This is a genomic window from Arthrobacter sp. cf158 (assembly GCF_900106835.1).
In the GTDB taxonomy this organism is placed as follows: domain Bacteria; phylum Actinomycetota; class Actinomycetes; order Actinomycetales; family Micrococcaceae; genus Arthrobacter.
The window spans coordinates 260,780-285,815 of record NZ_FNNR01000004.1; the positions used below are offsets into that span (position 1 = coordinate 260,780).

28 protein-coding genes and 1 riboswitch are annotated in these 25,036 nt (G+C 63.8%); of the genes, 14 read left to right on the plus strand and 14 right to left on the minus strand.

Features of this window, described 5'->3' with window-relative positions; all coding sequences use genetic code 11:
* Nucleotides 1–315 (minus strand): DMT family transporter, encoded by a 315-nt coding sequence (locus BLW08_RS10030; RefSeq protein ID WP_090823138.1) that lies wholly within the window; start codon nucleotides 313–315, stop codon nucleotides 1–3.
* 9 nt (nucleotides 316–324) lie between these two features.
* Nucleotides 325–390: riboswitch (guanidine-III (ykkC-III) riboswitch) on the minus strand.
* A 57-nt stretch (nucleotides 391–447) separates the two neighbouring features.
* The gene (locus BLW08_RS10035; RefSeq protein WP_091324824.1) at nucleotides 448–1,071 is read right to left on the minus strand and encodes a HutD/Ves family protein; all 624 of its coding nucleotides are present in this window, start codon (nucleotides 1,069–1,071) and stop codon (nucleotides 448–450) included.
* A 97-nt stretch (nucleotides 1,072–1,168) separates the two neighbouring features.
* Between BLW08_RS10035 and BLW08_RS10040 the strand changes: the two genes are divergently transcribed.
* The 3 genes from BLW08_RS10040 to BLW08_RS10050 all read left to right on the plus strand — a co-directional run bounded on the left by BLW08_RS10040 (nucleotide 1,169) and on the right by BLW08_RS10050 (nucleotide 3,044).
* Entirely contained in the window at nucleotides 1,169–1,774 is a 606-nt protein-coding gene (locus BLW08_RS10040; protein ID WP_091324825.1) for a phosphoribosylanthranilate isomerase, read from the plus strand.
* A 313-nt stretch (nucleotides 1,775–2,087) separates the two neighbouring features.
* On the plus strand, nucleotides 2,088–2,537 hold the full coding sequence (locus BLW08_RS10045; protein ID WP_091324827.1) for an SRPBCC family protein: 450 nt from the start codon (nucleotides 2,088–2,090) through the stop codon (nucleotides 2,535–2,537).
* Nucleotides 2,538–2,642: 105 nt separating this feature from the next.
* Nucleotides 2,643–3,044 carry a YccF domain-containing protein gene (locus BLW08_RS10050; protein WP_018778312.1) on the plus strand — a complete coding sequence of 134 codons (402 nt, stop codon included), beginning with the start codon at nucleotides 2,643–2,645 and terminating at the stop codon, nucleotides 3,042–3,044.
* A 12-nt stretch (nucleotides 3,045–3,056) separates the two neighbouring features.
* Here BLW08_RS10050 and BLW08_RS10055 read toward each other — a convergent pair whose 3' ends face one another.
* Entirely contained in the window at nucleotides 3,057–4,751 is a 1,695-nt protein-coding gene (locus tag BLW08_RS10055; RefSeq protein WP_091324828.1) for a sialidase family protein, read from the minus strand.
* Nucleotides 4,752–4,808: 57 nt separating this feature from the next.
* On the opposite strand from BLW08_RS10055, the gene BLW08_RS10060 reads away from it, so the two are divergent.
* Nucleotides 4,809–5,315 (plus strand): hypothetical protein, encoded by a 507-nt coding sequence (locus BLW08_RS10060; protein WP_091324830.1) that lies wholly within the window; start codon nucleotides 4,809–4,811, stop codon nucleotides 5,313–5,315.
* Nucleotides 5,316–5,359: 44 nt separating this feature from the next.
* Here BLW08_RS10060 and BLW08_RS10065 read toward each other — a convergent pair whose 3' ends face one another.
* The 3 genes from BLW08_RS10065 to BLW08_RS10075 form a co-directional block, all read right to left on the minus strand.
* Nucleotides 5,360–6,124, minus strand: coding sequence for a 2-phosphosulfolactate phosphatase (locus BLW08_RS10065; RefSeq protein ID WP_091324832.1), 765 nt, complete (start codon nucleotides 6,122–6,124; stop codon nucleotides 5,360–5,362).
* Nucleotides 6,121–6,990 (minus strand): DUF4031 domain-containing protein, encoded by an 870-nt coding sequence (locus tag BLW08_RS10070; protein ID WP_091324833.1) that lies wholly within the window; start codon nucleotides 6,988–6,990, stop codon nucleotides 6,121–6,123. Before BLW08_RS10070 ends, BLW08_RS10065 begins: the two co-directional genes overlap by 4 nt.
* Nucleotides 6,991–7,122: 132 nt before the next feature.
* Entirely contained in the window at nucleotides 7,123–8,457 is a 1,335-nt protein-coding gene (locus BLW08_RS10075; protein ID WP_091324835.1) for an FAD-binding oxidoreductase, read from the minus strand.
* Between the two features lie 268 nt (nucleotides 8,458–8,725).
* Here BLW08_RS10075 and BLW08_RS10080 point away from each other — a divergent pair, with 268 nt between their 5' ends.
* The 4 genes from BLW08_RS10080 to BLW08_RS10095 all read left to right on the plus strand — a co-directional run bounded on the left by BLW08_RS10080 (nucleotide 8,726) and on the right by BLW08_RS10095 (nucleotide 11,900).
* Nucleotides 8,726–9,136: a TOBE domain-containing protein gene (locus BLW08_RS10080; RefSeq protein WP_090823153.1), complete on the plus strand. Its 411-nt coding sequence runs from the start codon at nucleotides 8,726–8,728 to the stop codon at nucleotides 9,134–9,136.
* Nucleotides 9,133–9,939 (plus strand): molybdate ABC transporter substrate-binding protein, encoded by an 807-nt coding sequence (gene modA, locus BLW08_RS10085; RefSeq protein ID WP_091324836.1) that lies wholly within the window; start codon nucleotides 9,133–9,135, stop codon nucleotides 9,937–9,939. The genes BLW08_RS10080 and modA overlap by 4 nt, the downstream gene beginning before the upstream one ends.
* 78 nt (nucleotides 9,940–10,017) lie before the next feature.
* Nucleotides 10,018–10,830: an ABC transporter permease gene (locus tag BLW08_RS10090; protein WP_091324838.1), complete on the plus strand. Its 813-nt coding sequence runs from the start codon at nucleotides 10,018–10,020 to the stop codon at nucleotides 10,828–10,830.
* Nucleotides 10,827–11,900, plus strand: a complete 1,074-nt coding sequence (locus BLW08_RS10095; protein WP_091324840.1) for a sulfate/molybdate ABC transporter ATP-binding protein — start codon at nucleotides 10,827–10,829, stop codon at nucleotides 11,898–11,900. The genes BLW08_RS10090 and BLW08_RS10095 overlap by 4 nt, the downstream gene beginning before the upstream one ends.
* Here BLW08_RS10095 and BLW08_RS10100 read toward each other — a convergent pair.
* Nucleotides 11,790–12,524, minus strand: coding sequence for an MSMEG_1061 family FMN-dependent PPOX-type flavoprotein (locus BLW08_RS10100; RefSeq protein WP_254779810.1), 735 nt, complete (start codon nucleotides 12,522–12,524; stop codon nucleotides 11,790–11,792). The genes BLW08_RS10095 and BLW08_RS10100 overlap by 111 nt on opposite strands.
* Nucleotides 12,525–12,674: 150 nt before the next feature.
* On the opposite strand from BLW08_RS10100, the gene clpB reads away from it, so the two are divergent.
* On the plus strand, nucleotides 12,675–15,332 hold the full coding sequence (clpB, locus tag BLW08_RS10105; RefSeq protein ID WP_091324842.1) for an ATP-dependent chaperone ClpB: 2,658 nt from the start codon (nucleotides 12,675–12,677) through the stop codon (nucleotides 15,330–15,332).
* 16 nt (nucleotides 15,333–15,348) lie between these two features.
* On the opposite strand, the gene BLW08_RS10110 is transcribed toward clpB, so the two are convergent.
* Nucleotides 15,349–16,203, minus strand: a complete 855-nt coding sequence (locus BLW08_RS10110) for a septum formation family protein (protein WP_254779811.1) — start codon at nucleotides 16,201–16,203, stop codon at nucleotides 15,349–15,351.
* Nucleotides 16,204–16,446: 243 nt separating this feature from the next.
* On the opposite strand from BLW08_RS10110, the gene BLW08_RS10115 reads away from it, so the two are divergent.
* The 3 genes from BLW08_RS10115 to BLW08_RS10125 all read left to right on the plus strand — a co-directional run bounded on the left by BLW08_RS10115 (nucleotide 16,447) and on the right by BLW08_RS10125 (nucleotide 18,405).
* On the plus strand, nucleotides 16,447–16,671 hold the full coding sequence (locus BLW08_RS10115) for a DUF3073 domain-containing protein (protein WP_024818182.1): 225 nt from the start codon (nucleotides 16,447–16,449) through the stop codon (nucleotides 16,669–16,671).
* Nucleotides 16,672–16,855: 184 nt separating this feature from the next.
* Complete coding sequence (locus tag BLW08_RS10120; protein ID WP_175538641.1) at nucleotides 16,856–17,638, plus strand: VOC family protein; 783 nt, start codon at nucleotides 16,856–16,858, stop codon at nucleotides 17,636–17,638.
* Nucleotides 17,635–18,405 carry a VOC family protein gene (locus BLW08_RS10125; RefSeq protein WP_091324844.1) on the plus strand — a complete coding sequence of 257 codons (771 nt, stop codon included), beginning with the start codon at nucleotides 17,635–17,637 and terminating at the stop codon, nucleotides 18,403–18,405. Before BLW08_RS10120 ends, BLW08_RS10125 begins: the two co-directional genes overlap by 4 nt.
* A gap of 136 nt (nucleotides 18,406–18,541) precedes the next feature.
* On the opposite strand, the gene purM is transcribed toward BLW08_RS10125, so the two are convergent.
* From purM to uraD, 5 genes are all read right to left on the minus strand, one after another.
* Nucleotides 18,542–19,690, minus strand: coding sequence for a phosphoribosylformylglycinamidine cyclo-ligase (gene purM / locus BLW08_RS10130; protein WP_062068092.1), 1,149 nt, complete (start codon nucleotides 19,688–19,690; stop codon nucleotides 18,542–18,544).
* A complete protein-coding gene (purF, locus tag BLW08_RS10135; RefSeq protein WP_090823170.1) occupies nucleotides 19,687–21,318 on the minus strand; it encodes an amidophosphoribosyltransferase in 1,632 nt (543 codons plus the stop codon). The genes purM and purF overlap by 4 nt, the downstream gene beginning before the upstream one ends.
* A 135-nt stretch (nucleotides 21,319–21,453) precedes the next feature.
* The gene (locus BLW08_RS10140; protein ID WP_090823172.1) at nucleotides 21,454–21,786 is read right to left on the minus strand and encodes a hypothetical protein; all 333 of its coding nucleotides are present in this window, start codon (nucleotides 21,784–21,786) and stop codon (nucleotides 21,454–21,456) included.
* An 87-nt stretch (nucleotides 21,787–21,873) separates the two neighbouring features.
* Nucleotides 21,874–22,215 (minus strand): hydroxyisourate hydrolase, encoded by a 342-nt coding sequence (uraH, locus tag BLW08_RS10145; protein WP_017199951.1) that lies wholly within the window; start codon nucleotides 22,213–22,215, stop codon nucleotides 21,874–21,876.
* Nucleotides 22,212–22,721, minus strand: coding sequence for a 2-oxo-4-hydroxy-4-carboxy-5-ureidoimidazoline decarboxylase (gene uraD / locus BLW08_RS10150; protein WP_090823174.1), 510 nt, complete (start codon nucleotides 22,719–22,721; stop codon nucleotides 22,212–22,214). The genes uraH and uraD overlap by 4 nt, the downstream gene beginning before the upstream one ends.
* On the opposite strand from uraD, the gene BLW08_RS24260 reads away from it, so the two are divergent.
* The gene (locus BLW08_RS24260) at nucleotides 22,720–22,845 is read left to right on the plus strand and encodes a hypothetical protein (protein ID WP_302846901.1); all 126 of its coding nucleotides are present in this window, start codon (nucleotides 22,720–22,722) and stop codon (nucleotides 22,843–22,845) included. The genes uraD and BLW08_RS24260 overlap by 2 nt on opposite strands.
* A 29-nt stretch (nucleotides 22,846–22,874) precedes the next feature.
* Here BLW08_RS24260 and BLW08_RS10155 read toward each other — a convergent pair whose 3' ends face one another.
* Nucleotides 22,875–23,705 carry a phosphatase PAP2 family protein gene (locus BLW08_RS10155; RefSeq protein WP_091324847.1) on the minus strand — a complete coding sequence of 277 codons (831 nt, stop codon included), beginning with the start codon at nucleotides 23,703–23,705 and terminating at the stop codon, nucleotides 22,875–22,877.
* 193 nt (nucleotides 23,706–23,898) lie between these two features.
* On the opposite strand from BLW08_RS10155, the gene BLW08_RS10160 reads away from it, so the two are divergent.
* Entirely contained in the window at nucleotides 23,899–24,993 is a 1,095-nt protein-coding gene (locus BLW08_RS10160) for a pyridoxal-phosphate-dependent aminotransferase family protein (RefSeq protein WP_091324849.1), read from the plus strand.
* Nucleotides 24,994–25,036: the final 43 nt, after the last annotated feature.

The following is a 25,036-nucleotide window of genomic DNA, read 5'->3' on the forward strand; positions in this document are numbered from 1 at the left end:
CTATGCCACCACCTTCAGGCCCACTACGCACGCGCCGATGCCGGCAAGCAGAAGCAGCCGGGCCGTCGTCGCACGTTCAACTTTGGTGACCATCGCGTAGGCGGCGGTCAGCACCACGCCCACGCCAACCCACACGGCGTATGCAGTGCCTGTTGGAATGGATTGCATCGCGATGGCCAAGCCGCCCATGCTGGCGGTGACCGATACCAGGAAGACAACTGTGGGTATGGGTTTACGGAAGCCCTTGGAACGATGGAGAGCTGCTGCCCAGACGGCTTCAAGAGCTCCGGCAAGAATGAGAATTATCCACGACATGACATTTCCTTTGGCCAGTCTTGTCGCGTGCCGGGTACTGAACCGTCGTCCGGAGGTTCCAGAGGGGAACCTTCATTTCAGGCTAGCAACTCCCACGCAGGGTGGCTACTTCTGGTGGTTAACGTCACCAGATCAGGCGTGGGCGGAATCCACATGATCAATGGAGATCACTGCCACGAAGCCACGGCCGGAGATCTCGGGACTGCGTGTGTTTGAGCCGACCACGGCGTCGTAGCGTGCCAACTCAACAGGTTCCACCGCGCTGCTTACCGGAGCGTCGCCGTCTTCCTCCGGGGCGTCACCGGGCGCAACGCTCGCCTTGCCCTCCAGCAGGATGGCAAGCTGGCCCTCGAAAACGGGGTGTGCGCGCTTCTTGGAGATCTCCACAATGGATGTGTATCCCTTGAACGCGCCCGCGCGTGCGATGACGTTCAAATCCCGGATGTCACCGGTCGGGAGGGTGGCCGAGGACGCCGCCTCACCGGAGAACCTGAACGGACGGTACTTCTCCAGGGGGTGCTCGGAGCCGTCAACCGTGAGGAGCAGCAGTTCGCCGTCGATGATGGTGATGACCCGCTCCATTCCCGGGAACGTTGAGAACTCTCCGGCTTTGGAGACGTCCGCGATGCTGACCCGCCAGTCCCACGCACCGTCCTGTGCCGAAGCTGCCTTCGGATGGCTGGCGAGTTCGCGCGTCACCCCGCCCCCGTTGCGCCACGGTTCGGGATGAATGTCGGCAAAGCGGATGATCTCCATCCGACCAGCCTAGTGGTGGACGCTGGTTCTGCGTTGGCAACGTGGCTTGCTAACGTCATATGTGGAAAACGTTGCGGTTAAGGCTGGAGGCACGGGAATGTTCGTCAAAGTGTGTGGCTTGAGCACGCCCGAGTCTGTCCGCGAAGCCGTCGACGCCGGTGCGGACGCCGTCGGTTTCGTCCTTACCGCCAGCCCTCGCGAAGTCAGCCCGGAACAGGTACGCATCTTGCTGCCGCTGGTGCCCGCCGGGGTTCATGCAGTGGGCGTTTTCCGGAACGAGACCGCTGCTGATGCCGTCGCTGCTGCCAAGGCCGCAGGGCTCAACTGGGTTCAGTTGCACGGTCACCGGACGGCGGACGACGTAAAGACAGTGCACGACGCCGGCATGCGGCTCATCCGGGCAGTCACCATGGGCGCCTCCCAGGAAGAGTTCGCTGATCTGGGCGAGGAAATGTTCCTGGTCGACGCCGCCGTGCCGGGGTCGGGGGAGTCCTGGGACTATGCATCCGTGCGCACCAAGGGCATCGACGGCCGCGAATGGCTGCTCGCCGGAGGCCTCGAACCGGGCAACGTGGCCTTTGCCGCAACAGCCGCCGGAGCTTGGGGTGTGGACGTTTCCTCGGGAGTCGAGGCTTCGCGCGGCGTGAAGGACCTGGCCAAGATCCGCGCCTTCGTCCACGCCGCCAAAACTGCCGGTCCCTAGGACGCTCTCTCACTGTTCGCCGTTTCCGGTGACCCTCTCTCACCGTTCGTCGGTTTTTTGGGGACCCTCTCTCACCGTTCGTTGGTTTTCCGGTGACCCTATCTCACTGTTCGCCGGCTTTTTTGGCGATCCTCTCTCACCTTTCGCCGTCGGTCCGTGGGGAGGTGAGAGAGGGTTGGTGGAAATCGGTGATTTGGTGAGAGAGGGTCCGAGTTGTCGGGGCCACCCTCTAGACTCGCTTCCAACGGCAGCTTCACAGCGGAAACTTCACAGCTGAAACGCATCGAGACCACGGAAAACCAGGAGTCACTCAATGAGCACGGAACACTTCACCCTGACCATGACCCGCGAGTTCGACGCTCCCCGAGAGAAGGTTTTCGAAGCCTGGATGAACCCGGATCTGCTCACCCAGTGGTTCGGGCCAGCGGATGTGGACGCACCGCGCGACAAGATCATCATTGAACCGCGTGTGGGCGGAGTGTGGCAGGTAGTGATGGGGTGGACGGACGAGAATGGGCGCCAGGAGGCCCCTATCGAGGCCGTCATCAAGGAGTTGGACGCACCCGCCCTGCTGGTCTCCACCGCGAAGGCAGCCCCTGACGCGGATCACGACTTCGAAGAGATGCGGCTGGAATTCGAGGACCTTGACGGCCGCACACGCATGCACCTGACGCAGAGCCCGTTCGCTTCCGAGGACTGGGTTGAGATGACACGCGATGGTTGGGGCACGTCATTCGACAAGCTGGATGAACTGCTGGCCTAAGTCCGCCGCCCCGGGCCTACGTTCCGGGACCATCGCTTGAAGTCAGGGAAGATTCAGGGCAGACCCCTAGGCTTTTTGTCTGACCCACAAGGGAGAATGAGGACTATGAAAACGATCCTTAACGTCATCTGGCTTGTCTTCGGTGGGTTCTGGTTGGCCCTGGGCTATTTCGCGGCAGGCATTATTTGCTGCGTGCTCATCGTGACCATCCCTTGGGGCATCGCTTCGTTCCGGATCGGCGCGTACTGCTTGTGGCCCTTTGGCCGCATGGTGGTTGAGAAGCCGGGCGGTACAGGGGTGTTCGCGCTCCTGGGCAACGTCATCTGGTTGTTGGTAGCGGGAATCTGGATTGCCATCGGCCACGTGGTCACGGCGTTTGCCATGGCCATCACCATCATCGGTATTCCGCTGGCCATCGCCAACCTGAAGCTGATTCCGGTGTCGCTCATGCCGCTGGGTAAGCAGATTGTGCCTACCAACCAGCCGTTCGTCAGCACCTACCGCTAGGAATCGTTTCTTTCAGGAGGCGGTAACCGCCCCGGTGCGCAGATCGAAGCGGAACGTCCGCTCCAAACTCACCAACCCGCCGTCGGACCCTGCTGCGGAAACGCCTGCCGTGGACGCCTCTACCTTGAAAACGAGGTCCAGCGTCGGTTGGCGTAGGTCTGTTGTAGTGACGGTGTACGTCGGCGTGAAGTACAGGACGTGTTCGCCAGGCTGCAGGTCCGCGGGCGGGAAGTCGCCGGGGTTGTTGTGCGGTCCCAGAAGTACGACGCCGGAGGCCGGCTCAGTGCCTCTGTTGCGGATGCGTCCGGTGAAGGCGAGGATGTCCCCGGCTTTGTAGCCCGGGATGACGGGTCCGTAGTTGAGGTCCTGCGCTTCCCGCGTGCCAAGAACCTGATCCCCGGCGTAGCCTTGGCCGATTTCCTTCCAGGTCTGTACATCCCAGGCGCCGGCGCTGCTGGAGGGGATCACGTGAAAGTCGCCGGCGTTCTGCCAAACGGCGGGCCGGCCTGGTGTGATGGACCGCAGTTCCATATGGAACACCAAGCCTGTGGCGTCCGAACCATCCAGAACAGCGCGCGGTGGAGCGGAAAGTTGCCCCGTGAGCTGCTCGGCGGGGATCGAGGCGAACACGATTTCCCGGTACCCCTGCCGTTCATAGAGCACCCCGATGTTCCCGTCCGGCAGCCGCGTCACGGTTGAGTATGCCGAACTTCCCTCGCAGAGCAGCAGTTTGGCGGGCCAAGTGGCGCCATTGTCGGGGGAGAGGCTGAGTACGGTGTTGCGGCGCAGATGTGGGTCCTGATTGTTACTGGCGAGCAGCCACTGGGAGGTGTCCGGGGTTGCGAAGGCGGACACATCGGGAAGGGCGTCGAACCGCGCCACAGAGCCGTTGTCGCTCGGGTCCGGCAGCTCTGGAACCGGGTCAAGGATGCTCCACGTCTGACCGCCGTCCTCGGATACAGCAGACAATCGGCACGGCGTAGCCCGCGAATGCAGGAGCAGCCGGCCATCGTCCAAGCACACCACCTTGTTTTCGTTGGGTCCCACCCCTGTGGAGCCTGGACCGATCAGGTCACCCAGGGCCCAGGTTTCGCCGTGGTCGTCGCTGAACGCAGATGCGGCCATGATGGTGCCCTCCACCAGCAGCACAAACTGCTGCACCAACCGGCCCTTGTAAGGACCGGCATGCATCTGGATTCCTTGTCCCGCCGCGGCGAACAGTCCGGTGGCGCTGCCTTGTTTGAGCTGAGCTGTGAGCCGACGATGCTGCCAGGTGTCGCCGTCGTCGTCGGAGAAGCTGACGTCGGCATGCTGAACGTCGTCGTTGGGTTCCATGCCGGGGACGGCCTCGAAGAAGCCCGCGTGTGTCCCGGCGGAGTGGAACATGAAGATGCGGCCGGTCCCGGCGTCCACCAGGAGGCTGGGATCCCCGAAGCCGTGGAGCCCGGAGCCTGTGCGTACCACCTGCTGTGACTCCCATGTGATGCCGTTATCGTGGCTGCGACGCAGGAGGAGATCGATGGGATTGGGCAGGTCATCAAGATTGGGCCGACCATCGTAGGCGGCCAGCAGGGTGCCCCGCGTGCTGACGGCAAGCGCCGGGATCCGGTACTGGCGGTAGCCGCCCACGCCGCGGACGGCCAGGACGTGCTCCACGGACGGTTTGGCCGGCGGCAGCTCAGGATAATCCAAGAGGTAGGAGGTCACACCTCTATGCTAGCCCGACCCCTGATACCCCTGAAACCGTGGCGGTAACCTTGGCGGGTGACAAACAACGCCCAGCCAAGCGCCCAACACCGAGCCGAAGCACTCAAAGAACGCGTCTATGTGACCTTCACCGGGTTGGCGGTGGTTCTCGCTCTGCAGTCGCACGCGGAGACCCTGACTGCGGGGGAGGCAGCGTCCACGCTGGCCATCACAGTGGTGGGAACGCTGCTGGCTGTCTTTGTTGCCGATCTTGTCTCGCACTTGGCCGTACACGCCAAAACCCCCACCAGAGCTGAGCTGTCGCACATGGCCCGGACCAGCTTCGGCGCGTTTGGTGCGATCGTCCTGCCGCTGATTTTCATCGGTGTGGCAGCCGTCGGCCGGTGGAGCATCGAAGCCTCGCTGCGCGCGTCAACCATCGCCCTAATCACCGCCTTGGTCCTGATCGGTTATCTTGCCGTCCGCAGGGTGCAGATGGCGTGGTGGAAGAAGCTGATCGCGTTGGGGGCGGAGTTCCTGCTGGGACTAGCCGTGGTGGGCCTAGAACTCCTCGCACACGGCTGAGAACGCCAAAATCGCGAAGAGAGGGAAGCTTCCGCCCGCCAGGACTAAGCCCCCTGAAACGCTCCATCCCGCAACAAGGCCACTTTCGAACTGGCATCAAGCTCGGCGGCAATCCGGACGTCGTCCGAGTAGCCGGCGTCCATGAGCTCCCGGCCGCTGGAACACCCGCGCAGAATCGCGGCCAGCCGGGGTTCGGCGGCGTCGAAAGCCGCGGCAGCAGCCGCCGCCTCCGGGGAGAAATTGTGCCGTCCGGCAGCGGAGAGTCCGGCGATGAAAGCACCCGCGCCCAGCTCATCCTCCAAAGCCGGCCGCAGGGCCCCGTGGGTCCACTTCTCACCGGCCGCAATGACGGCGATGACGGCACCGTCAGGCAACGTCGCATGAACCCAGTCGGCCGTGGCGGCGGCGTTGCGCAGCGAGACGGCCACCACCTGGCGGGCAGAGGCGGCCAGTTCATGGCTGATGGCGGAACCGTTGGGGGAGGGCAACACCACCCGGTCCACTATTGACGCAGCCCGAAGACTCGCAGGGGATAAACTCAGCCCCTCAGAACCCCGTGGCCCCGCCAACGCAGCCCCATGATGGGCGGCGAACTCGCTGGCCGCTGCATCCCGCCAAGGGTAGGGAAAAACCTTCGCCCCGCGGTCCACCGCAACACTGACGCACGTGGTGAACGACAGGACATCAACCACCACGGCCAGGTCAGCTCCAGGCACCACCGCACGGGCGCCGTCGAGCCCCCACTCAAATCGGACCGAGTACGGAAGTTGCCGCTGCGGCGCGCCAGGTTCGCTGAGCGGGCTGCTCACGCGAGTTCGCCGGCCAGGTTGCGGCGGGCGGCGTCCAGCCACAGCCCTTGGGCGCGTTCGCCGTGGAACAGGGGGTCAAGTTCCAGGAGATGACGCACGACGGCGGCACGCCCCTTCGCGAAGTCGTCGTCACTGACGTGGGCGTAGTCCTCGCGGACGGCCGCCAGATAACGTGCGTAGGACTGCTCGTCTCCACCGAGCACGGAGAGGTCCGCATCGCAGAGAAGGGCTCCGGCATGGTCACCCGGCTCCGGGCTGTGTGAGGACGTGAGCCGGACCAGCCGCGCCACCTCGGCCACATCGGAGGAAGCCAAGCCCGCAGCCGTGAGCCGGTCTTCGGCCAGACGCGCAGAATCTTCCTCATCCTGCCCGGCCACTCCTTCATAGACGGCATCGTGGAACCACGCTGCCAGGGCAACTGTCCGTGCAGGCAGGGCGGGTTCAGTCAGGACGTCCAAGGCCTCAAGTACGGCCAGCAGGTGCGTGCGGCTATGGTACTTCCGCCCGTCCTCGCCCCAACGTTCCAGCAGCTCAAGTCCCAATTCCTCGTGGCCCGGGTAGATGCTGTTCCAGCGTTCCATCAAAGGTACGGTCAAGGCTTTGCTCCGCTCACGGGCCGGGATACGCAGTCCGCTCGCGATGAGTTTGCGGACCAGGATCCGGGCCTCCACAGGGATGGCGCCGGCAGCCACCAGGGAGTCGTACCGGCGTTCCGGAACGTCATAGTGGTCTCCGTCGAAGGCCCTCTCCGGGACTCCGGCGGCTGCCGCAAAGTCGTGCAGCTCCTCCAACGACGTGTCCGATACGAGGTGCGAAAAGACGGTCCCGTGTGCCGGCCACAAGGGCGGATCGACGTAGATGGCCATTGCCAAAGTGTAGTCCCGGGCGATCCTTCCCGGTTGCCGGCCATCGAGGCGTCTACCGCCGTGCTGCCGCCCCGGAAACCCGGGCTTCGCTGCCCGTGCTGTCCACGGCAACTGGGAAGGAGCGTAGGAGGATCAGCGTTCGGCCGGCAGGATGTTCTGGTTGCCGCGGAACACGTTGTCGGGATCGAACTCGCCCTTCACCAAGGACAGGCGACGGTAGTTTTGCTCGCCGTAGGCCGCCATGATCCTGTCTTGGCCTTCGTCGCCGATGAAGTTCAACCAGACGCCGCCCGTGGTGTGCGGGGCGATGTCCTGCCGGAACTGCTTGACCCAGGCTTTGGCTTCCAGGCCACCCTCACGCGTTTCGGACAAGCCGAATGGATGGCTGACCCACGCCGCGCCGCGGTGCTGCAAGGGTGTCTGGGCCGCGGCCGGCCCTGAAACGGCTCCACCCCAGCGCGCCACCAGTTGCTGCGAGTGGGCTCCGGGAAGCCTGTGGGCAGAATCCACCAGGAGATCCAGCGCGTCATCGCTGAGCTCGTTGTGGTAATCGGCGCTCCAGTAGTTGTAGAGGTCCGGAGGGTCATCGATCATGCACTGGAAATCCGCGTACCCCATGGGCGAGACCAGATCGACGGCGGGGCCCAGGTCCCGGAATGGTTTTGCGTGCTCTTCGCCGGCCTCCAGATCACCGGCGTGCAGGTAGGCCATTCCGACAGCGAGCTTGCCCACCATGCCTTCCGGGACGAACTCTTCCGGCGGAGCGGTGAGAAACACGAGCGCTGTCCCCACGGCGTCGGGAGCTTCCAAAGCGAGTCCCCGGAAGGCCCGCGACAGGTCCGAGGCGTCCTCCCCAGGGAACAACATGAGGCCGGCCATGACAGTAGGGCCGACGTCGTGCAGCTGGAACGTGAGGGAGGTGGCTACGCCGAAGTTCCCGCCTCCTCCGTGGAGCGCCCAGAACAGCTCCGGATTCTGCTCCCGGCTTGCTGTCACCCGTTCGCCGGAGGCGGTCACCAAGTCAACGGAGAGCAGGTTGTCGCACGCGAAGCCATAGGATCGCTCCAGCCATCCCGAGCCGCCGCCCAACGTGAATCCGGAGACTCCCGTGGTGGAGGCTCGGCCACCGGTGACGGCCAAGCCGTGCTGTTGCGTTGCGCGGTCGAATTCACCCCAGGTAAGTCCGGCGCCGGCCGTGGCGGTCTTCGTCTCAGGGTCCACGCTGATCGACTTCATGGGGCGGACGTCAACCACCAGTCCGTCGTCGTTGGTGGACATGCCTGCCACCGAATGCCCGCCCGAACGCACTGCTACGTCCAGGTTGTGGTTGTGCGCATAGCTCAAGGCCTCGGCAACCTCGCCGGGATCGGAGCATTTGGCGATGACCGCCGGCCTGCGGTCGATCATCGCATTGAAGAGTTTTCTGGCTTCGTCGTAGTCCGGACTGTCCGGACGAATCCATTCCATGGGACGTTCCTTTGAACATGAAACTCTCCCCCAGATCAGGGTACGGCGGCGGGTCTCCGTCGGCTAGAGCAAAGCGGTGGCCCATCACTTTCCGCCAGGCGCACCAGAGGTTACGGGTGCGTCGTGCGGCACCGGGTGCGATGAGAACGCCTAAGGGGTGCAGACGGCGGTAAAAGGTGCAGACGTCAGCACGCCACCCACAAAGTCATATTTCGTTTGCGGAACAAACAACGCTTCTGAACCGCAAAAACGGAACTATACTCATTCCATGCCGCAAATACGAATTTCCGAGGCCGCCCGCTTCCTTGGCGTCAGTGACGATACCGTGAGGCGCTGGACGGAAAACGGGACGCTGACCGCGCAGAAGGATGGAGCCGGCCGGCTGGCCGTGGACGGCTTGGAGCTTGCCACACTTGCCCGGGACCAGTCCCACCTCCCTGACGACCCCTCGCGTTCAGGAAGTTCGGCCAGGAACCGCTTCGTTGGCCTGGTGACAGGCATCACCGCGGACAAGGTCATGGCCCAAGTGGAACTCCAGTGTGGCCCGTTCCGGGTGGTGTCACTGATGAGCAGCGAGGCCGTCCGTGAGCTCGGGCTGGAACTCGGGTCAGTTGCCACCGCCGTGGTCAAGGCCACCACTGTCATTATCGAAACTCCGCAAGGAAAGAGCATCATATGAGGACCTTCCACCTGAAGAAGAGCATCGTGGCCATGACGGTCGCGGTGGGACTGACCAGCGCACTGGCGGCGTGCGGCACCCCGGCGCCGGCCACAACGCCGTCCAGCTCCGGCAGCACGTCCCAGCTGAGCGGAACTGTAACCGTCTTCGCGGCGGCCTCCCTCAAATCCACGTTCACCCGGCTGGCCAAGGATTTCGAGGCGAAAAATCCCGGCACCAAGGTGACGCTAAGCTTCGCCGGTTCCTCGGACCTGGTGACGCAGATCAGCCAGGGTGCTCCGGCCGACGTCTTCGCTTCTGCCGACACAAAGAACATGACAAAGCTGGCTGATGCCAAACTGCTGGACGGTAGCGCCACCAACTTCGCCACCAACGTCCTGGAGATCGCAGTCCCGCCGAGCAACCCGGCGTCGATCTCTTCCTTTGCCGACCTCGCCAAGTCCGGCGTCAAAGTAGTTACCTGCGCCAGCCAGGTTCCGTGCGGGGCGGCAACGGACACGGTGGAGAAGGCCAGTGGCATCACGTTGAGCCCCGTCAGTGAGGAATCCTCGGTCACCGATGTCCTGGGCAAGGTCACGTCGGGGGAGGCCGATGCCGGTCTGGTGTACGTCACGGACGTGAAAGGAGCCGGCGACAGGGTCAAGGGCATTCCCTTCCCGGAATCGGACAAGGCAGTCAATACCTATCCGATCGCCACGGTAAGCTCCAGCCAGAACAAGGAACTGGCCGCGGCCTTCATCGCAGCCGTCACCAGCGAAGAAGGCAAGAAGGTTCTGGGCGACGCCGGATTTGGCGCACCCTGACGGGAGCGCACCCTGACGGGAGCGCACCCTGACGGGAGCGCACCCTGACCGGCGCACCCGCACCACTGTAAGGAGAACATGAAGAGCGCCACCGGCTATCAAGGCATCCCGCGTTGGATCTATGCCATTGCAGCCGTGGGTGGGCTTCTGGTGGTGCTTCCGTTGGCAGCGATGCTTGCCAAAGTGAACTGGCCCCAGTTCTTCCCGCTGATCACGTCCGAATCTTCACTGGCCGCCCTGGGGTTGAGCTTGCGAACCTCGGCGGCCAGTACGGTGCTCTGCATTGTGCTGGGAGTTCCGTTGGCGTTGGTGCTGGCCCGCGGCGAGTTCCCCGGGCAGCGGCTTCTCCGCTCGTTCGTTCTGCTGCCGCTGGTGCTGCCACCCGTCGTCGGCGGCATCGCCCTCCTGTACACCTTTGGGCGGCAGGGCCTCCTCGGCAAGTCCTTGGAGGTGGCGGGTATCCAGATCGCGTTCTCAACCACGGCCGTTGTGTTGGCCCAAACGTTCGTGGCTCTTCCGTTCCTGGTGGTTAGTTTGGAGGGCGCGCTGCGGTCGGCCGGGAACAGGTACGAGGCCGTTGCTGCGACGCTCGGGGCGCGTCCCACTACGGTCCTTCGACGCGTCACACTTCCGTTGGTCCTGCCTGGGCTGGCGTCGGGGGCCGTGTTGTCATTCGCGCGCAGCCTGGGGGAGTTCGGTGCGACGCTGACGTTTGCCGGAAGCCTCGAAGGCGTAACGCGCACCCTGCCGTTGGAGATCTATCTTCAGCGGGAGACCGACGCCGACGCTGCAGTCGCGCTGTCCTTGGTCCTGGTGGCGGTGGCCGTGGCCGTGGTGGGGCTCAGCTATGGTCGCCAGCGCAGCACCACGCCGTCGGAGGTGCACGCATGAGTTTTGAGGTGCACGCGAGCCTCCGCGCCAGAAATTTCGAGATGTCCCTCAGCCTCAACGATGGTGAAACCGTGGCCATCCTCGGTCCCAACGGTGCGGGAAAATCCACTCTGCTGGGTGTGATCTCAGGACTGTTGAGGCCGGATTCCGGTGCGGCGCGAATCGGCGACAAAGAGCTGTTCAGGCTCGACGGCGGAACCCGCCTGTGGAGCCCACCCCACCTGCGCGGGACTGCGCTCCTGGCCCAGGAAGCGCTGCTGTTTCCGCACCTTAACGCCTTGGACAATGTGGCGTTCGGTCCGCGGAGTGCCGGCGCTTCCAGGACGGCGGCGCGGGAAACCGCGGAGCATTGGCTGGCCGAGGTGGACGCCCTGCCCCTCGCCAAACGAAGGCCTGCCCAGCTGTCCGGCGGGCAGGCCCAACGCGTGGCGGTGGCCCGCGCCTTGGCGGCCGACCCCGAACTCCTGCTGTTGGACGAACCCATGGCGGCCCTCGACATCCATGCAGCACCGCTGCTCCGCCGCGTGCTCAAACGGGTTTTGAAGGACCGCAAGGCCATCATCGTCACCCACGATGTCCTGGACGCCTACATGCTGGCCGACCGCGTGATCGTGGTGGAAAGGGGGCGCATCGCCGAGGAAGGCCCCACGCGCCAGGTCCTGGAACGGCCCAGAAGCCACTTCGCCGCCGGACTTGCGGGACTCAACCTCGTCACCGGCACCATCACCGAGGATGGAATCACGACGCCGGATGGCCGGGTTTTCGCTGGACAGCACGATTCCGGCTGGTCACCTTCGCCCGGCCAGGCAGGCGTGGCGGCGTTCCCGCCGTCGAGCGTTTCCGTCTTCCTGGGTGACGTCCACGGAAGCCCCCGCAACTCGTTTGCCGTCACCATTACGGACCTTGAGCCGCATGGGGACCAGATCCGGGTCCGTGCCGGCGGGGGCAGTTCGGCCCCGTCACTGTCCGCCGACATCACGCCCGCAGCGTCCGCCGACCTGGGGCTGGTTCCGGGCATGGACGTGCGGTTTGTGGTCAAATCTGCGCTGGTGTCCGTCTATCCCGCCTGAGCCCCTTAGTCCCGGTACATCCGCTCTGCGTACGACGGTCCGTAATAGCTTTCGAGTTCTTCCAAGGGAGTTTCCGGCTGCGTGTAGGCCTGCGAGAGGGGCCGCGATACTTGGCAGTCCGTCGGTGTCCCAGGTCTCGGGCTGCCACAGACCGCTGCGCATGAAGGCCTTGCCACAGTGGGTGAACACTTCCTCCACAGAAACTACGACGGCGGCACGCGGACGGTGCCCCTTGACCACCATGTGGTCGAAGAAGTCGGCGTCGCGGACAATCTGTGCGGTCCCGTTGATCCGGAGGGTGTCTGTGCGGCCCGGTACTACGGAGAGGATGCCAACGTTCGGGTTCTCCAGGATGTTGTGGAAGCCGAACGCGAGCTTGTTGCCCGGGCGTTCGGGGATGGCGATGGTGCGGTCATTCAGTACCTGGATGAAACCGGCCGGGTCGCCTTTGGGTGACGCATCCACGCGACCTTGCGCATCCGTCGCTGAGATCACGCAGAAGGGGCTGGCCGCGAGCCATTGCCTGTCGAAGTCGCTGAGCGAGGTCCGTACTTTCCGGCGGACGCGCTCAAGCGGCAGCCCGATCAGCTCTTCGAGTTCGTCAGCGGTGGAGATAGTGTCCATGGACCCAGCCTACTTACCCCTGATTTGGGTGGACTCTGGACACCTGTTTCGCCGTGGGCAAACATGGAACACAATGGGCCAAAAATCAAAGTTGAGCGTAGTAGACTCAACTTTGAAAGTATTGGTTCAACTCCAGAAAGGGAGCACTCTTTGGACGTCAAATTCACCACCAAAAGCCAGGAGGCCCTTTCTGCGGCCGCCATGAACGCCTCAACCGCCGGCAACCCGCAGCTTGAGCCCGCCCACCTCCTCAAGGCCCTCATGGACCAGCGCGATGGCGTCGCTGTGGCCCTGCTGCGTGCCACTGGCGCGGATCCGGATGCCGTGAGCGTGCAGGCCAGTTCGGCCATCAAGGCGCTGCCGTCGACTTCCGGCAGCTCGGTGCAGCAGGCACAGCTTTCCCGCCAGTCCATGCAGGCCATCCAGGCTGCCCAGAACGAGGCCGACAAACTCGGCGATTCCTTCGTCTCCACCGAGCACCTGCTGCTGGGCCTCTCAGCCGGAAGTGACGCCGTCGGGAAGTTAATGCGCGACGCCGGCGCCTCCCATGAGGCGCTGCTCGCCGCCCTGCCGGGTGTCCGGGGCGACAGGAACGTCAACTCGCCGGATCCGGAGAACACCTTCCAGGCCCTGGAGAAGTTCGGTACGGACCTCACAGCCGTGGCCCGGTCCGGCAAACTGGACCCCGTGATCGGCCGCGACAGCGAGATCCGCCGGGTTGTCCAGGTCCTGAGCCGCCGCACCAAGAACAACCCGGTCCTGATCGGTGAGCCGGGTGTTGGCAAGACGGCCGTCGTCGAAGGCCTTGCCCAGCGCATGGTGGCCGGCGACGTCCCGGAGAGCCTGCGTGGCAAAACGCTGATCGCCCTGGACCTCGCTTCCATGGTGGCTGGGGCCAAGTACCGCGGCGAGTTCGAGGAACGCCTGAAGGCCGTACTGGAGGAAATCAAGAATTCCAACGGGCAGATTGTCACGTTCATTGACGAGATCCACACGGTGGTGGGTGCCGGTGCCACGGGTGAAAGTGCCATGGATGCCGGAAACATGCTCAAGCCCATGCTGGCCCGCGGCGAGCTGCGCCTCATTGGTGCCACCACTTTGGACGAGTACCGAGAGAACATCGAGAAGGACCCTGCCCTGGAGCGCCGCTTCCAGCAGGTCTATGTTGGCGAGCCCAGCGTTGAGGACACCATCGGTATTCTTCGCGGCCTGAAGGAGCGCTACGAGGCACACCATAAGGTGGCTATCGCTGACTCCGCCCTGGTGGCCGCAGCAACACTGTCCAACCGCTACATCTCGGGCCGGCAGTTGCCGGACAAGGCAATCGACCTGGTGGATGAGGCTGCGTCCCGGCTCCGCATGGAGATCGACTCCGCGCCGGAGGAGATCGACCAGCTCCGCCGCGCCGTGGACCGGTTGACCATGGAAGAGCTGGCACTCCAAGGCGAGACGGACCCTGCGTCTGTGGAACGGTTGGCTGCGCTCCGTGCAGACAAGGCGGACAAGAACGAGGAACTCAGTGCCTTGAACGCGCGCTGGGAAGCTGAGAAGGCCGGCCTCAACCGCGTCGGCGACCTCAAGGCCAAGATCGATGAACTGCGTTCCGCCGCGGACAAGTCCCAGCGCGAAGGTGACCTCGAATCGGCGTCGCGAATCCTTTACGGTGAGCTGCCTGCCCTGGAACGCGAGCTGAGCGCCGCTGCCGAGGAAGAATCTGCCCGCAGTGATTCGAAGCCGGAGCTCATGGTGGCAGAGGACGTGACCGCTGACGACATCGCAGAGGTCATCTCTGCCTGGACAGGCATCCCGGCCGGCCGCATGTTGCAAGGGGAATCCCAGAAGCTCCTCCACATGGAAGAAGAGCTCGGTAAGCGCCTGATCGGGCAGTCCAAAGCTGTTCAGGCCGTGTCCGATGCCGTGCGTCGTGCCCGTGCCGGCATCAGCGATCCCAACCGTCCTACGGGTTCGTTCCTGTTCCTGGGTCCCACAGGCGTGGGTAAGACGGAGCTGGCCAAGGCCCTTGCGGACTTCCTCTTTGATGACGAACGGGCCATGATCCGGATCGATATGTCCGAGTACAGCGAGAAGCACTCGGTGGCCCGCCTGGTGGGTGCCCCTCCGGGATACGTAGGGTACGAGGAAGGCGGCCAGCTGACCGAGGCTGTGCGGCGCAGGCCGTACTCCGTGGTACTGCTGGACGAGGTGGAGAAGGCCCACCCGGAAGTCTTCGACATCCTCCTGCAGGTCCTCGACGACGGACGCCTCACCGACGGCCAAGGCCGTACCGTGGACTTCCGCAACACCATCCTGGTGCTGACGTCCAACTCCGGAAGCCAGTTCCTGGTTGACCCCACCATGGACGCCAAAGCCAAGCGGGAAGCCGTCACGGCCGTGGTCCAGGCATCCTTCAAGCCTGAGTTCCTGAACCGCCTGGATGAAATCGTCCTCTTTGATCCGTTGTCCGTGGAGGAGCTTGCCCGGATCGTGGAGCTGCACGTGGCCGAGCTGGCCAAGCGGCTCCGGGATCGCAGGCTCAGCCTTGAGGTCACCGACGGTGCACGGGCCTGGCTGGCGATGTCCGGCTACGACCCCGCCTACGGCGCAAGGCCGCTTCGCCGCCTCGTCCAGCGCGAGATTGGCGACCGGCTGGCCAAGGAGATCCTTGCAGGCGAAATCAGCGACGGCGACACCGTGCTGGTGGACACCGCCGCTGACTTGGACGAACTCACCGTTGAGGGCTTCGAAGCGCTCACGGGTTCCGACGGCGGCGCCCCCGCAGGGACAGGGCTCACGGTCCGTCGGAAATAGCTCCTGGTGGAGAGGGCTACTTCTGGAGGAGGTCTTCCTTGATGGTGTTGCCCGAATCCACCACGATGAAGCAGTCAACGCGGCGGTCGCCCCGATCCCAACTGGTGGTGCTCGGGTACACGTTCTGCTGCAGCAGCACGTAGTTGTCGGCTGCCGCGTTGAGCTTTGCCACGGAGGCCTTGCAGACCTCGCGGCCCTTGTCCCGCATGGCGTTGGTTCCGGGGAATGAATCGTCGGCCGGGTAGACATGAACTCCGATGAGCTGGGCCGAATGCTCCGTGTCGCACGCTACGGCCCTGGCCTCGCTGGCGTTGGGATCGAAGTCGGCAAAGCAGTCACCAACCTGGAAGTCCTTTGAGCTCGCATCCCGGGGGAGCGGTCCGGGCGTGGCTGCCACACTCGGAGTGGGGGCCACAGCTTCAGGGCGGGAACCGAGCAGGTTAAGCAGTACCCAGATCACCACCCCAATGAGGGCAAGTACGCCCAGAACGATCCCGCCGATGACCAGGCGCTGCCGCTTGACCGGATCACCGTGAGGCTCGGGCTGCCATTCCTGCCCGGGGTAGGGCTGCTGACCTGGGTACTGGCCCGGATTCGGCTGCTGGAATTGCTGTCCTGGGTATGCCGCGGGGTAGGAAGGCGGCTGCGATTCCGTAGGAGGAGCGGCGGGATCAGGTTGCTCCCCAGGGTTCGGTACGAAGTCGGGATCGATCTCCGGTGCGGGATCCGGCTGGAGCCCCGAGGGTGGGGCCCAGGGCGCCGCAGGGGGCTGTTCACCGGCCGCCGGAGGCGTTGTGGGCGCAGGGGGCACCCCATCCTCGCCTGAGTCGCGTGGTGAACCGTCACGTGGGGCAGTGTTGTCCTGGCTCATTTTCCGGGGTGTGCCTTCCTGCTGTGGAGCCGCATTGAGGCAGACTCTACCCAATTTTCGTGCCTCTGGGAGGTGTTCGGCCGTGGTTTCCGGAGGAGTGGGGCCGGACGCGGGGTGGCGGTGGCGCGCAGGCACCCCCGAAAGCATGTAATCTAGACATACGACAAATTGACCAAACATTCCGGGGCCTCACCGATAGCCAAGGTGACCACCTCCGGTCCAAGTACAAAAGGGGGTCACGCCATGGGGCGCGGCCGTCAAAAGGCAAAAGCTACCAAGCAGGCTCGGGATATTAAGTACTACTCCCCGAACACTGACTATTCGGCACTTGAGCGGGAGCTCACGGGTCCGTCCAGTCGTGTAAAGAGCCACTTCCCCGAAGATCCCCCGGAGCCGGACTATTCGGCTTATGAGGACAAGTACGCGGAAGACGATGACGACGAGGTTGACACCCGCCGAATCGGATAGCTGTCGCAACCAACAGGTGCCGCTGGCACTGAGTTGCGTACCGCCGTCGTACATCAAGGTCATCGCGCATCTCCGGATGCCGTAAATCTTTTGAAAAGGGCCCTCAGGGCACGTCATTCATTGGCGTACCCTGAGGGCCCTTTTTTGCGTAGGCTGGGGTTCGAGCGCGTTGAAAGGGAAATCCATGCCGGAGGTCGAAAGCTACAAACAAGGGACACCGTGTTGGGTGGACCTTTCCTCCACCGACATTGACGTTTCCAGGAGTTTCTACAGGCGCCTTTTCGGCTGGGAACTGGACGCCAGGGATGCCGGAAATGGCATGACCTATTACATGGCCAAGCTCAAGGGCCGCTACGTTGCCGGAATGATGCAGCAGCAGCCTGACGCTCCGGAGGGGATGCCGTCGTATTGGGCCAACTACATCGCTGTGGATTCTGCCGACGAGGCCGCCCAGCGTGTGGAGGCCGCGGGAGGAACCCTTCTTTTCCCTCCTGACACGGTTCCCAATGGCAGCGGGCGTATGTTTTTCGCCACAGACCCCACAGGTGCCCAGATCGGATTCTGGGAGGCCGGTAACCATCCTGGATCCGGTCTGGTGAATGAGCCCGGCACCATGATCTGGAATGAACTGCAGACCAACGATGTCCCTAAGGCGGTGGCTTTCTACGAGGCAGTCACGGGAGTTACCAGCAGCAGCGAGCCGGCCGGTGACCTTCGGGAGTACACCAGCTTGTTGGTGGACGGGAAACGAATCGCGGGTGCCCTCACATTGCCCATCGAAGGCTTGTCGCCGTTCTGGATGACTTACTTCAACGTGGTGGACATTGACGCCACGGTGGAACAGGCCGTGGAGTTGGGGAGCCACATCATTGCGCCGGCCTTCGACGTGCCGGGCATCGGCCGTATGGCCGTGCTCATGGATCCGGCAGGGGCGGCCTTCAGCATCATGACAGGAATTTCAGCATGACGGCACGGAAACACTACGCCAGCGGAGAGCCCTGCTGGGCGGACCTGCAGACCAGGGATGTGGCCTCGGCCAAGGAGTTCTACCAGCACATCTTTGGCTGGAGCTATAAGGACCTGCCTACGCCGGACGGACGAAGCTACGCGCAGGCGTTCGTGAACGATCAGCTGGTGGCTGTGATCGCTCCCCAGAACCCCCTGCAGGAAGCCGCAGGAACCCATGGCCAATGGAACATCTATATTGCGGCCACCGATACTGACGAGATCGCGGAGGATGCGGTCCATGCAGGCGGCAAGCTCCAATTCGGTCCGGAAACGGTGGCGGATACAGGCGTTTTGGCCTTCATTGAGGCTCCGGGCGGGGGAACCACCGGAATCTGGCAGGCTGGAACGCATCTGGGAAGCCATCTGTTCAACGAGCCCGGTGCGTTGGCGTGGGCTGAACTGTTGACGCCCGAGCCACAGGCCGCCGTCGGGTTCTTCCAGCAGCTTTTCGGTCATGAGGTCACCGAGTATCCCCAGGACGACGGCGGCAGTTACAGCACCCTGATGGTCAACGGTGACGAGGTGGCTGGCGTTGTCCCTGCCGGTGAGGGCGAGGATGCTGCGTGGCAGATCTACTTCGGCGTGGCTGACGTTCGCAAGGCTGCCGAGGCCGCGGTTGCTGCCGGGGGAGAGGTTCTGGTGGAGCCGGAGGAAAGGCCCGAGACAGGCTCCCTCGCCACCATCCAGGACCCGCAGGGCGGAGTCTTGAGCCTGATCCAGGTCTAGAGGAACCCACTGGCCCGCAGATCACGTCGTCAAGAGCGCTCAAAACCACCTGATCTGCTACGTGGTTGGGTAAAAGGAGAAACAAAAGAGCGGCCGGGCAAGTAGCCCGGCCGCTCTCTTTGAGGCGATAAACCGCTTAGGCGTAGGCGTTCACCAAACGGACAGCGCCGCCGTCGACGCCCTTGGCACCCTGGACGTAGTCCGGGCCGGTCTTGTCGATGGAGTCGGAGTCTGCAGAAACGGTACCCATGACCCAGGACGGGAGGCCGCGGTCGTTAAGGCGGGCCACGGCGGCGTCGGCGGCTTCAGCGGACACGATCGCAACCATGCCCACGCCGAGGTTCAGCGTGCGCTCGAGGTCGGCCAGCGGAACGTTGCCCAGCTCGGAGACCAGCTTGAAGATGGCGGGCAGTTCCCACGTGTTGCGGTCAACCGTGGCCACCAGGCCCTGCGGAAGGACACGGGCCAGGTTGGCGGCCAGGCCACCACCGGTGACGTGGCTGAAGCCGTGAACCGCGTTGGCCGAGTGCACCGGGAAGGTGCGGGCCAGGTCCAGGCAGTCAGCTGCGTAGACGCGGGTGGGTTCCAGGAGCTCTTCACCCAACGTGCGGCCGAGTTCGGAAACCTGGCGGTCCAGGGCCCAACCGGCGTGGTTGATGACGCGGCGGACCAAGGAGTAGCCGTTGGAGTGCAGGCCGGAGGATGCCATGCCGATCACGACGTCGCCGGCGCGGACACGGTCCGGGCCGAGCAGGGCGTCGGCCTCGACGATGCCGGTAGCGGCACCTGCCACATCGTATTCGTGTTCGCCCAGGAGGCCCGGGTGCTCAGCGGTTTCGCCACCCACCAGGGCGGTGCCGGCTACGGAGCAAGCAGCGGCGATACCGCGGACGATGTCCGCGATGCGCTCCGGGACAACCTTGCCGCAGGCGATGTAGTCGGTCATGTAGAGCGGCTCGGCGCCAACCACCACGATGTCGTCCACCACCATGCCAACGAGGTCGAAGCCGATGGTGTCGTGGATGTCCATGGCCTGGGCAATGGCAACCTTGGTGCCAACACCGTCAGTGGACGTGGCCAGCAGCGGCTTTTTGTAGGTCAGCAGCTTCGAGACGTCGTACAGGCCTGCGAAACCGCCGACGCCGCCAATCACCGACGAGTTGTGAGTCGCCTTGATGGCGCCCTTCATGAGTTCGACTGCGCGGTCTCCCGCTTCGACGTCGACACCCGCGGAGGCGTAGGTGATACCGGAGTTATTCTCAGCGGCGGGTGTTGCGGAGCTCATACAGACTCTTTCTTGTCGGCGTCGGTCAAACGATCAGCGTCGGTAAGGAGGTTTTCGAATTCGGCGTCGGGGCCGGGATCGCAACCCGTGGCGCCCGGCTTCCCGGCAGGGTCCTCGGAATCGTCCACAGACTCGGACTGAGCGGCCGGTTCAAGGCCGCCGAGGTCCGTGCGCTCCAGCAGGTTCTTACCCAGCTTGTCCGCGTGCGGCAGCTCGATGGGGTACTTGCCGGTGAAGCAAGCGGTACAGAGGCGTTCGCGCGGCTGCTGGGTTGCCCCGATCATGCCGTCCTCGGAGATGTAAGCCAGCGAGTCCGCACCGATTGCCGTGGAGATTTCCTCGATGGTGGCACCGTTGGCGATCAGTTCCGCGCGGGAGGCGAAGTCGATGCCGTAGAAGCAGGGCCACTGGACCGGGGGAGAGGAAATCTTGACGTGCACGGCGGCGGCGCCGGCTTCGCGGAGCATCCGAACAATGGCACGCTGCGTGTTGCCGCGGACGATCGAGTCATCCACCACCACAATGCGCTTGCCACGGATCACGGATTCCAAGGCGTTGAGCTTGAGCCGGATACCGAGCTGACGCAGGGTCTGCGAGGGCTGGATGAACGTGCGGCCTACGTATGCGTTCTTGACGAAGCCGTGCGCGAACGGGATTCCCGACTGTTCGGCGTAGCCAACGGCCGCGGGCGTACCGGACTCCGGAACCGGAATGACAAGGTCTGCCTCGTGAGTGTTCTCGCGGGCCAACTGTCGGCCCATCTCCACACGGGCCTCGTACACGGAGCGGCCGGCAATGGCTGCGTCCGGGCGGGCAAGGTAAACGTATTCGAAGACGCAGCCGGCGGGGGTTGCCTCGGCGAAGCGCTGCGAACGAACGCCGTCCTCGTCGATGGCGATGAATTCGCCGGGCTCGATCTCGCGGATGAAGCTTGCGCCAACGGTGGCCAAGCCAGCCTGCTCGGAAGCGACAACCCAGCCACGGTCCAGGCGGCCCAGACACAGCGGACGGATGCCGTAGGTGTCCCGGGCTGCGTAGAGCGTTCCCTCATCCATGAAGACGAAGCAGAAGCCACCCTTGATCTTGGGCAGCAACTCCAGAGCGGTCTGCTCCAGGGTCTTGCCTTCTTCGCCCTCAAGGAGTGCGGTCACCAATGCGGTGTCAGAGGTGTTTCCCTGCTTCATTTCACCGGTCAACTGGCCATCGTTGCGCTCAAGGATCATTTCCCGGAGTTCAGCGGTGTTGGTCAGGTTGCCGTTGTGGGCCAAGGCAACCGTGCCGGTTGCTGTTGCACCCAGGGTTGGCTGCGCGTTGGCCCAGTGGCTTGCACCGGTGGTGGAGTACCGGCAGTGGCCAACGGCCAGGTGCCCGGTAAGGGTGTTCAGGGTTGTCTCATCGAAGACCTGGGACACAAGGCCCATGTCCTTATAGACATTGATGCGCTTGCCGTCACTGGTAGCAATACCAGCCGATTCTTGTCCGCGGTGCTGCAGCGCATACAGCCCGTAATAGGTGAGTTTTGCTACTTCTTCACCGGGAGCCCAAACCCCGAAGACGCCACAAGCGTCCTGGGGGCCTTTTTCGCCGGGGAGAAGATCATGAGAAAGTTTTCCGTCGCCACGTGCCACTGGTCGATTGTCTCATGTTGTGGCCGTGGTAAGTTCCCTCGCGGCCTATGTGACCCCGTGAACTGGCGTGTTCCCGCGAAAATGCGGTGTGTCTCACATCTGCAAGCCCACCAAAGAAGCGGGCCGGCCGCCCCCTTAGCGGACGTCGTCGTGCTCTGGTCCTTCATCCGGGACTGAATCCGGAACGGCTTCCACTACGGCGCGCTGTGAGCGCTTGACGCTGATGCGGTCCAGGACCAGGGCAAGGATGGAGAACAGGATGACGCCGCCACCGGCGCAGACGATCAGGAAGAAACCGAAGACTGTGCCGGCATCAAAGGCGGGATCGGCTTGGCGGCCGTACGCGATGATCGCGGCCACAATTGCGCCCACCACCGCGCCCAGAATCATGAACGGAACAAACTTGGGTGCCCTGCGAACGGTGATTTCGCGTCGGGTGGAGTTGGGGGTGGTGTCCTCTGAAGCCATGCGTTAAAGCCTACCGTTCCGCGTTTGTGTACAGATAATGCCCCCAAGGAGTCACCTTAGGGGCATTATGTGTACAAAAATCCGGAGTTAGCTGCCGCGGTACGTCGAGAACGCAAACGGGCTCAGCAGCAGTGGCACGTGGTAGTGCTCGCCGGCGTCGGACACTGTGAAGTTCAGGTCCACTTCCGGGAAGAACGTCTCCGTGCCCAGGCCCTCGTAGTAGGCACCCGTGGCGAAGTTCAGGCGGTAGGCGCCACCGGGAATCCGCTCCGGTCCGAGCGTCTTGATGCGCCCGTCGGCGTCGGTTTCACCCTTGGCCACCAGCGTCCAGTCGTCACCTTCACGGACGTAAAGTACGACGGCGACACCCGCCGCCGGGCGGCCGGAACCGGTGTCCAGAATATGGGTTGTTACCTGTGAAACGCTCATGCGTTGACTCCTTCGCTGATCAGTCCGGAGAGGCGCAGCAGTGCGATCTCCCGCAGCTGGCCAGCCACGATTGTGTCTTCTTCTTCGGGCGTGTGGGTGATGCGTTCCTGCAGGGTGCTGAGGATTTCCTCCGCGCTGCGGCCCGCGGCACGGATCAGGAAGACCCTGCCGAACTTCTCCTCGTACGCCCGGTTGCCCTCGGCGAGGGCGGCGGTTGTTTGGTTGTCGCCCGGGTCCACTCCGGCCTGCTCCGAGCGCGACATTGCGGCCTCGGTGGTTTGTGCCTTGGGGCGTTCACCAATCCTGGGGTGGTGGGCCATGGCGGACTCCACCTCCGCGGGGGTGAAGGGTTCGGCGGCACGCTGGGCTTGCCCCAGCAGTTCGTCGACGCTGGCGTAGGGGCGCGCGTCAACCACGGCTTCTACCCAGCGGCTGATATCCAGGCAAGGGGTCAGGGTCCTGATGGCCTCGTCCCGGTCAGCGCTGTTGAATACTGCAAGCTCCATGCTTGTCATCCTCGTGCAAAATGCTGGCATCCATGGTGTGGGCTATGCGGAACCCCTGCTGGTGCAGGAGGAAGCCTTTGCTTCAAGCTTCCGCATCATGGAACTGTTATTTCAGCATACGTAATTCAGTTAAGCCGAGTGAACGGCTTGGTGTCAAGAGATTACCGCGTGCTGGCGCCTGGTCCGCACTGTCAGATAGAGGCGATGGGCCGTAATCACCAACGCCAGCCATGAGATGCCGATGGCCCACGCCGCCAGCACATCGGTCAGCCAGTGGTGGCCGAGGTAGACGCGGCTCAAGCCCATGGTGATGGCAAACGCGGATGCGACCGCCACCGTGATGACCCTCGTCCGCATCGTTTTGAGCCGCAGAATGATCAGGTACGCCACAATGCCGGCGATCACGATCGAGTTGAGTGAGTGGCCGCTGGGAAATGACGCTGAATGTTCGTAGGGCGGAATCGCATCGGCCATATCCGGGCGGCTGCGGCCGAAGATCGGCTTGCCAAGGACGGTGATGGCCAGTGATCCCAATCCGGCTGCGAGCATCAGGATGACGGGCGTCCATGAGCGTCGCCGTACCGCCAGAAAGATCATGATTCCAACCGCAATGATGGGCATGCCCACCGTGCCGCCGATATTCGTATAAGCAGTGACAGCAACATCCAGTGCTGGCGATCGAACCGACTTGGCAGCAGCCAGGACCGGATCGTCCAAGCCGGCTACGCCGTCGGCCTCGGTCACCGACTCGTACACTTCACCGAAGGCGAGAGCCAGTGCCATGGCCACGCCAAGCCCTACTACAAGGGTGATGACCAGGGCCGCATAAGGTCCCAGTAGCCGGGTGATCCGTTCCGCGCCTCCGGCCAGTAAGCGGCCTACCGGGGATTTCCACCGCGTCAGATCCTGCCCTGCGACAAAGCGGTCCTGGCTTACTTCGCCCTGCACTCCGGCTTCCGGCGACTCTTTTCCTTCAGTCGTCACTCTTGTCCCCTATCCGTGGCGGCCTCAGCGTTGGTGAGCAACCTTAGCAGTTTGGGCTTGGAGGATCCTGGGTGAGCGGCCCGGAACGTTGCGAGGCCCGCTCTGCGCCCCCTACGGGCGTTTTGGCGCGCAGAGTGGGCCCCTCATCGTTGGGTGGGGCAGAATGACCTCAACCAGCTGAAGGAGTTCGCACATGCCAGACATTCTGACGTCCAGGTTCCTGTTCGGTCCCGGCCCGAGCAATTGCTACCCCGAAGCCATGTCCGCGTTGGCCTATCCCGTGCTCGGCCACCTTGACCCTGTGTTCATCGAGCGGCTTGACCACACCTGCGAGGGCCTTCGGACTGTGTGGGGTACGTCCAACGCACGGACGCTTCCGTTGAGTGCCACCGGTTCCGGCGGGATGGAAGCGGCTTTCGTGAACACCGTGTCCGACGGCGACGTGGCAGTGATCGCGGTCAACGGACTTTTTGGGGCGCGGATGTGTGAGGTTGCCCGGCGATGCGGGGCCACGGTGGTCCGGGTCGATCACGAATGGGGCCAGCCTGTGGACGCCGATCGGGTGCTCTCAGCGCATCCGAACCCCAAAGTCATCGCCGCCGTCCACGCAGAGACTTCGGTGGGAGTGCTCTCTGACATCGCGGCCCTCGGCGCAGGCAAGGGTGACGCGCTGTTGATTACCGACGCGGTGACGTCCATCGGCGGACTGGAGTTGCTGGCCGACGACTGGGGGATCGACGTCGGCTACGCCGGAACGCAGAAATGCCTGGGTGTGCCGCCGGGACTCTCGCCTTTCACAGTCTCTGACCGCGCCTTTGAGCGACGTGTGAAGGATCCCCGCTCCTGGTACCTCGATATTGGATTGCTGGGCGGGTACGTTGGTGCGGCCAGCGGTGCCAGGACCTATCACCACACCGCTCCGGTCACCATGATTGCCGGCCTTGAAGCCGCCCTGGACCGCATCCTCGCCGAGGGGTTGGACGTTGTGCAGGCCCGGCACCGCGCCGCTGGTACAGCCTTGCAGGACGGACTGCAGGACATGGGCCTGGAGCTGTTCGCCGCTGAGGGCGCCCGGTTGCCCAGCCTCACCACCGTCAAAGTGCCCGACGGCGTCAACTCGGCTGCCGTCCGCGCTTACCTTTTGGAGAACTTCAGTATGGAGATTGGTTCAGGTGTGGGGGAGTTCGCGGACACCGTGTGGCGCATCGGCATGATGGGCCCCAACGCCAACAGTGCTTCGGTGACCCTGGTGCTGGGCGCGCTCAAAGAGGCCATCGCGAACGCCTGACGCTCTCTCACCTTTGGTGGGTTTTCGGGTGACGCTCCCTCAC

Coding starts and splice junctions, on each gene's coding strand:
- BLW08_RS10030 (WP_090823138.1), bottom strand. CDS start 315: ATGTCGTGGATAATTCTCATTCTTGCCGGAGCTCTTGAAGCCGTCTGG.
- BLW08_RS10035 (WP_091324824.1), bottom strand. CDS start 1,071: ATGGAGATCATCCGCTTTGCCGACATTCATCCCGAACCGTGGCGCAAC.
- BLW08_RS10040 (WP_091324825.1), top strand. CDS start 1,169: ATGTTCGTCAAAGTGTGTGGCTTGAGCACGCCCGAGTCTGTCCGCGAA.
- BLW08_RS10045 (WP_091324827.1), top strand. CDS start 2,088: ATGAGCACGGAACACTTCACCCTGACCATGACCCGCGAGTTCGACGCT.
- BLW08_RS10050 (WP_018778312.1), top strand. CDS start 2,643: ATGAAAACGATCCTTAACGTCATCTGGCTTGTCTTCGGTGGGTTCTGG.
- BLW08_RS10070 (WP_091324833.1), bottom strand. CDS start 6,990: ATGGCCATCTACGTCGATCCGCCCTTGTGGCCGGCACACGGGACCGTC.
- BLW08_RS10075 (WP_091324835.1), bottom strand. CDS start 8,457: ATGGAATGGATTCGTCCGGACAGTCCGGACTACGACGAAGCCAGAAAA.
- BLW08_RS10080 (WP_090823153.1), top strand. CDS start 8,726: ATGCCGCAAATACGAATTTCCGAGGCCGCCCGCTTCCTTGGCGTCAGT.
- modA (WP_091324836.1), top strand. CDS start 9,133: ATGAGGACCTTCCACCTGAAGAAGAGCATCGTGGCCATGACGGTCGCG.
- BLW08_RS10090 (WP_091324838.1), top strand. CDS start 10,018: ATGAAGAGCGCCACCGGCTATCAAGGCATCCCGCGTTGGATCTATGCC.
- BLW08_RS10095 (WP_091324840.1), top strand. CDS start 10,827: ATGAGTTTTGAGGTGCACGCGAGCCTCCGCGCCAGAAATTTCGAGATG.
- BLW08_RS10100 (WP_254779810.1), bottom strand. CDS start 12,524: ATGGACACTATCTCCACCGCTGACGAACTCGAAGAGCTGATCGGGCTG.
- BLW08_RS10110 (WP_254779811.1), bottom strand. CDS start 16,203: ATGAGCCAGGACAACACTGCCCCACGTGACGGTTCACCACGCGACTCA.
- BLW08_RS10115 (WP_024818182.1), top strand. CDS start 16,447: ATGGGGCGCGGCCGTCAAAAGGCAAAAGCTACCAAGCAGGCTCGGGAT.
- BLW08_RS10120 (WP_175538641.1), top strand. CDS start 16,856: ATGCCGGAGGTCGAAAGCTACAAACAAGGGACACCGTGTTGGGTGGAC.
- BLW08_RS10125 (WP_091324844.1), top strand. CDS start 17,635: ATGACGGCACGGAAACACTACGCCAGCGGAGAGCCCTGCTGGGCGGAC.
- purM (WP_062068092.1), bottom strand. CDS start 19,690: ATGAGCTCCGCAACACCCGCCGCTGAGAATAACTCCGGTATCACCTAC.
- BLW08_RS10140 (WP_090823172.1), bottom strand. CDS start 21,786: ATGGCTTCAGAGGACACCACCCCCAACTCCACCCGACGCGAAATCACC.
- uraH (WP_017199951.1), bottom strand. CDS start 22,215: ATGAGCGTTTCACAGGTAACAACCCATATTCTGGACACCGGTTCCGGC.
- BLW08_RS24260 (WP_302846901.1), top strand. CDS start 22,720: ATGCTTGTCATCCTCGTGCAAAATGCTGGCATCCATGGTGTGGGCTAT.
- uraD (WP_090823174.1), bottom strand. CDS start 22,721: ATGGAGCTTGCAGTATTCAACAGCGCTGACCGGGACGAGGCCATCAGG.
- BLW08_RS10160 (WP_091324849.1), top strand. CDS start 23,899: ATGCCAGACATTCTGACGTCCAGGTTCCTGTTCGGTCCCGGCCCGAGC.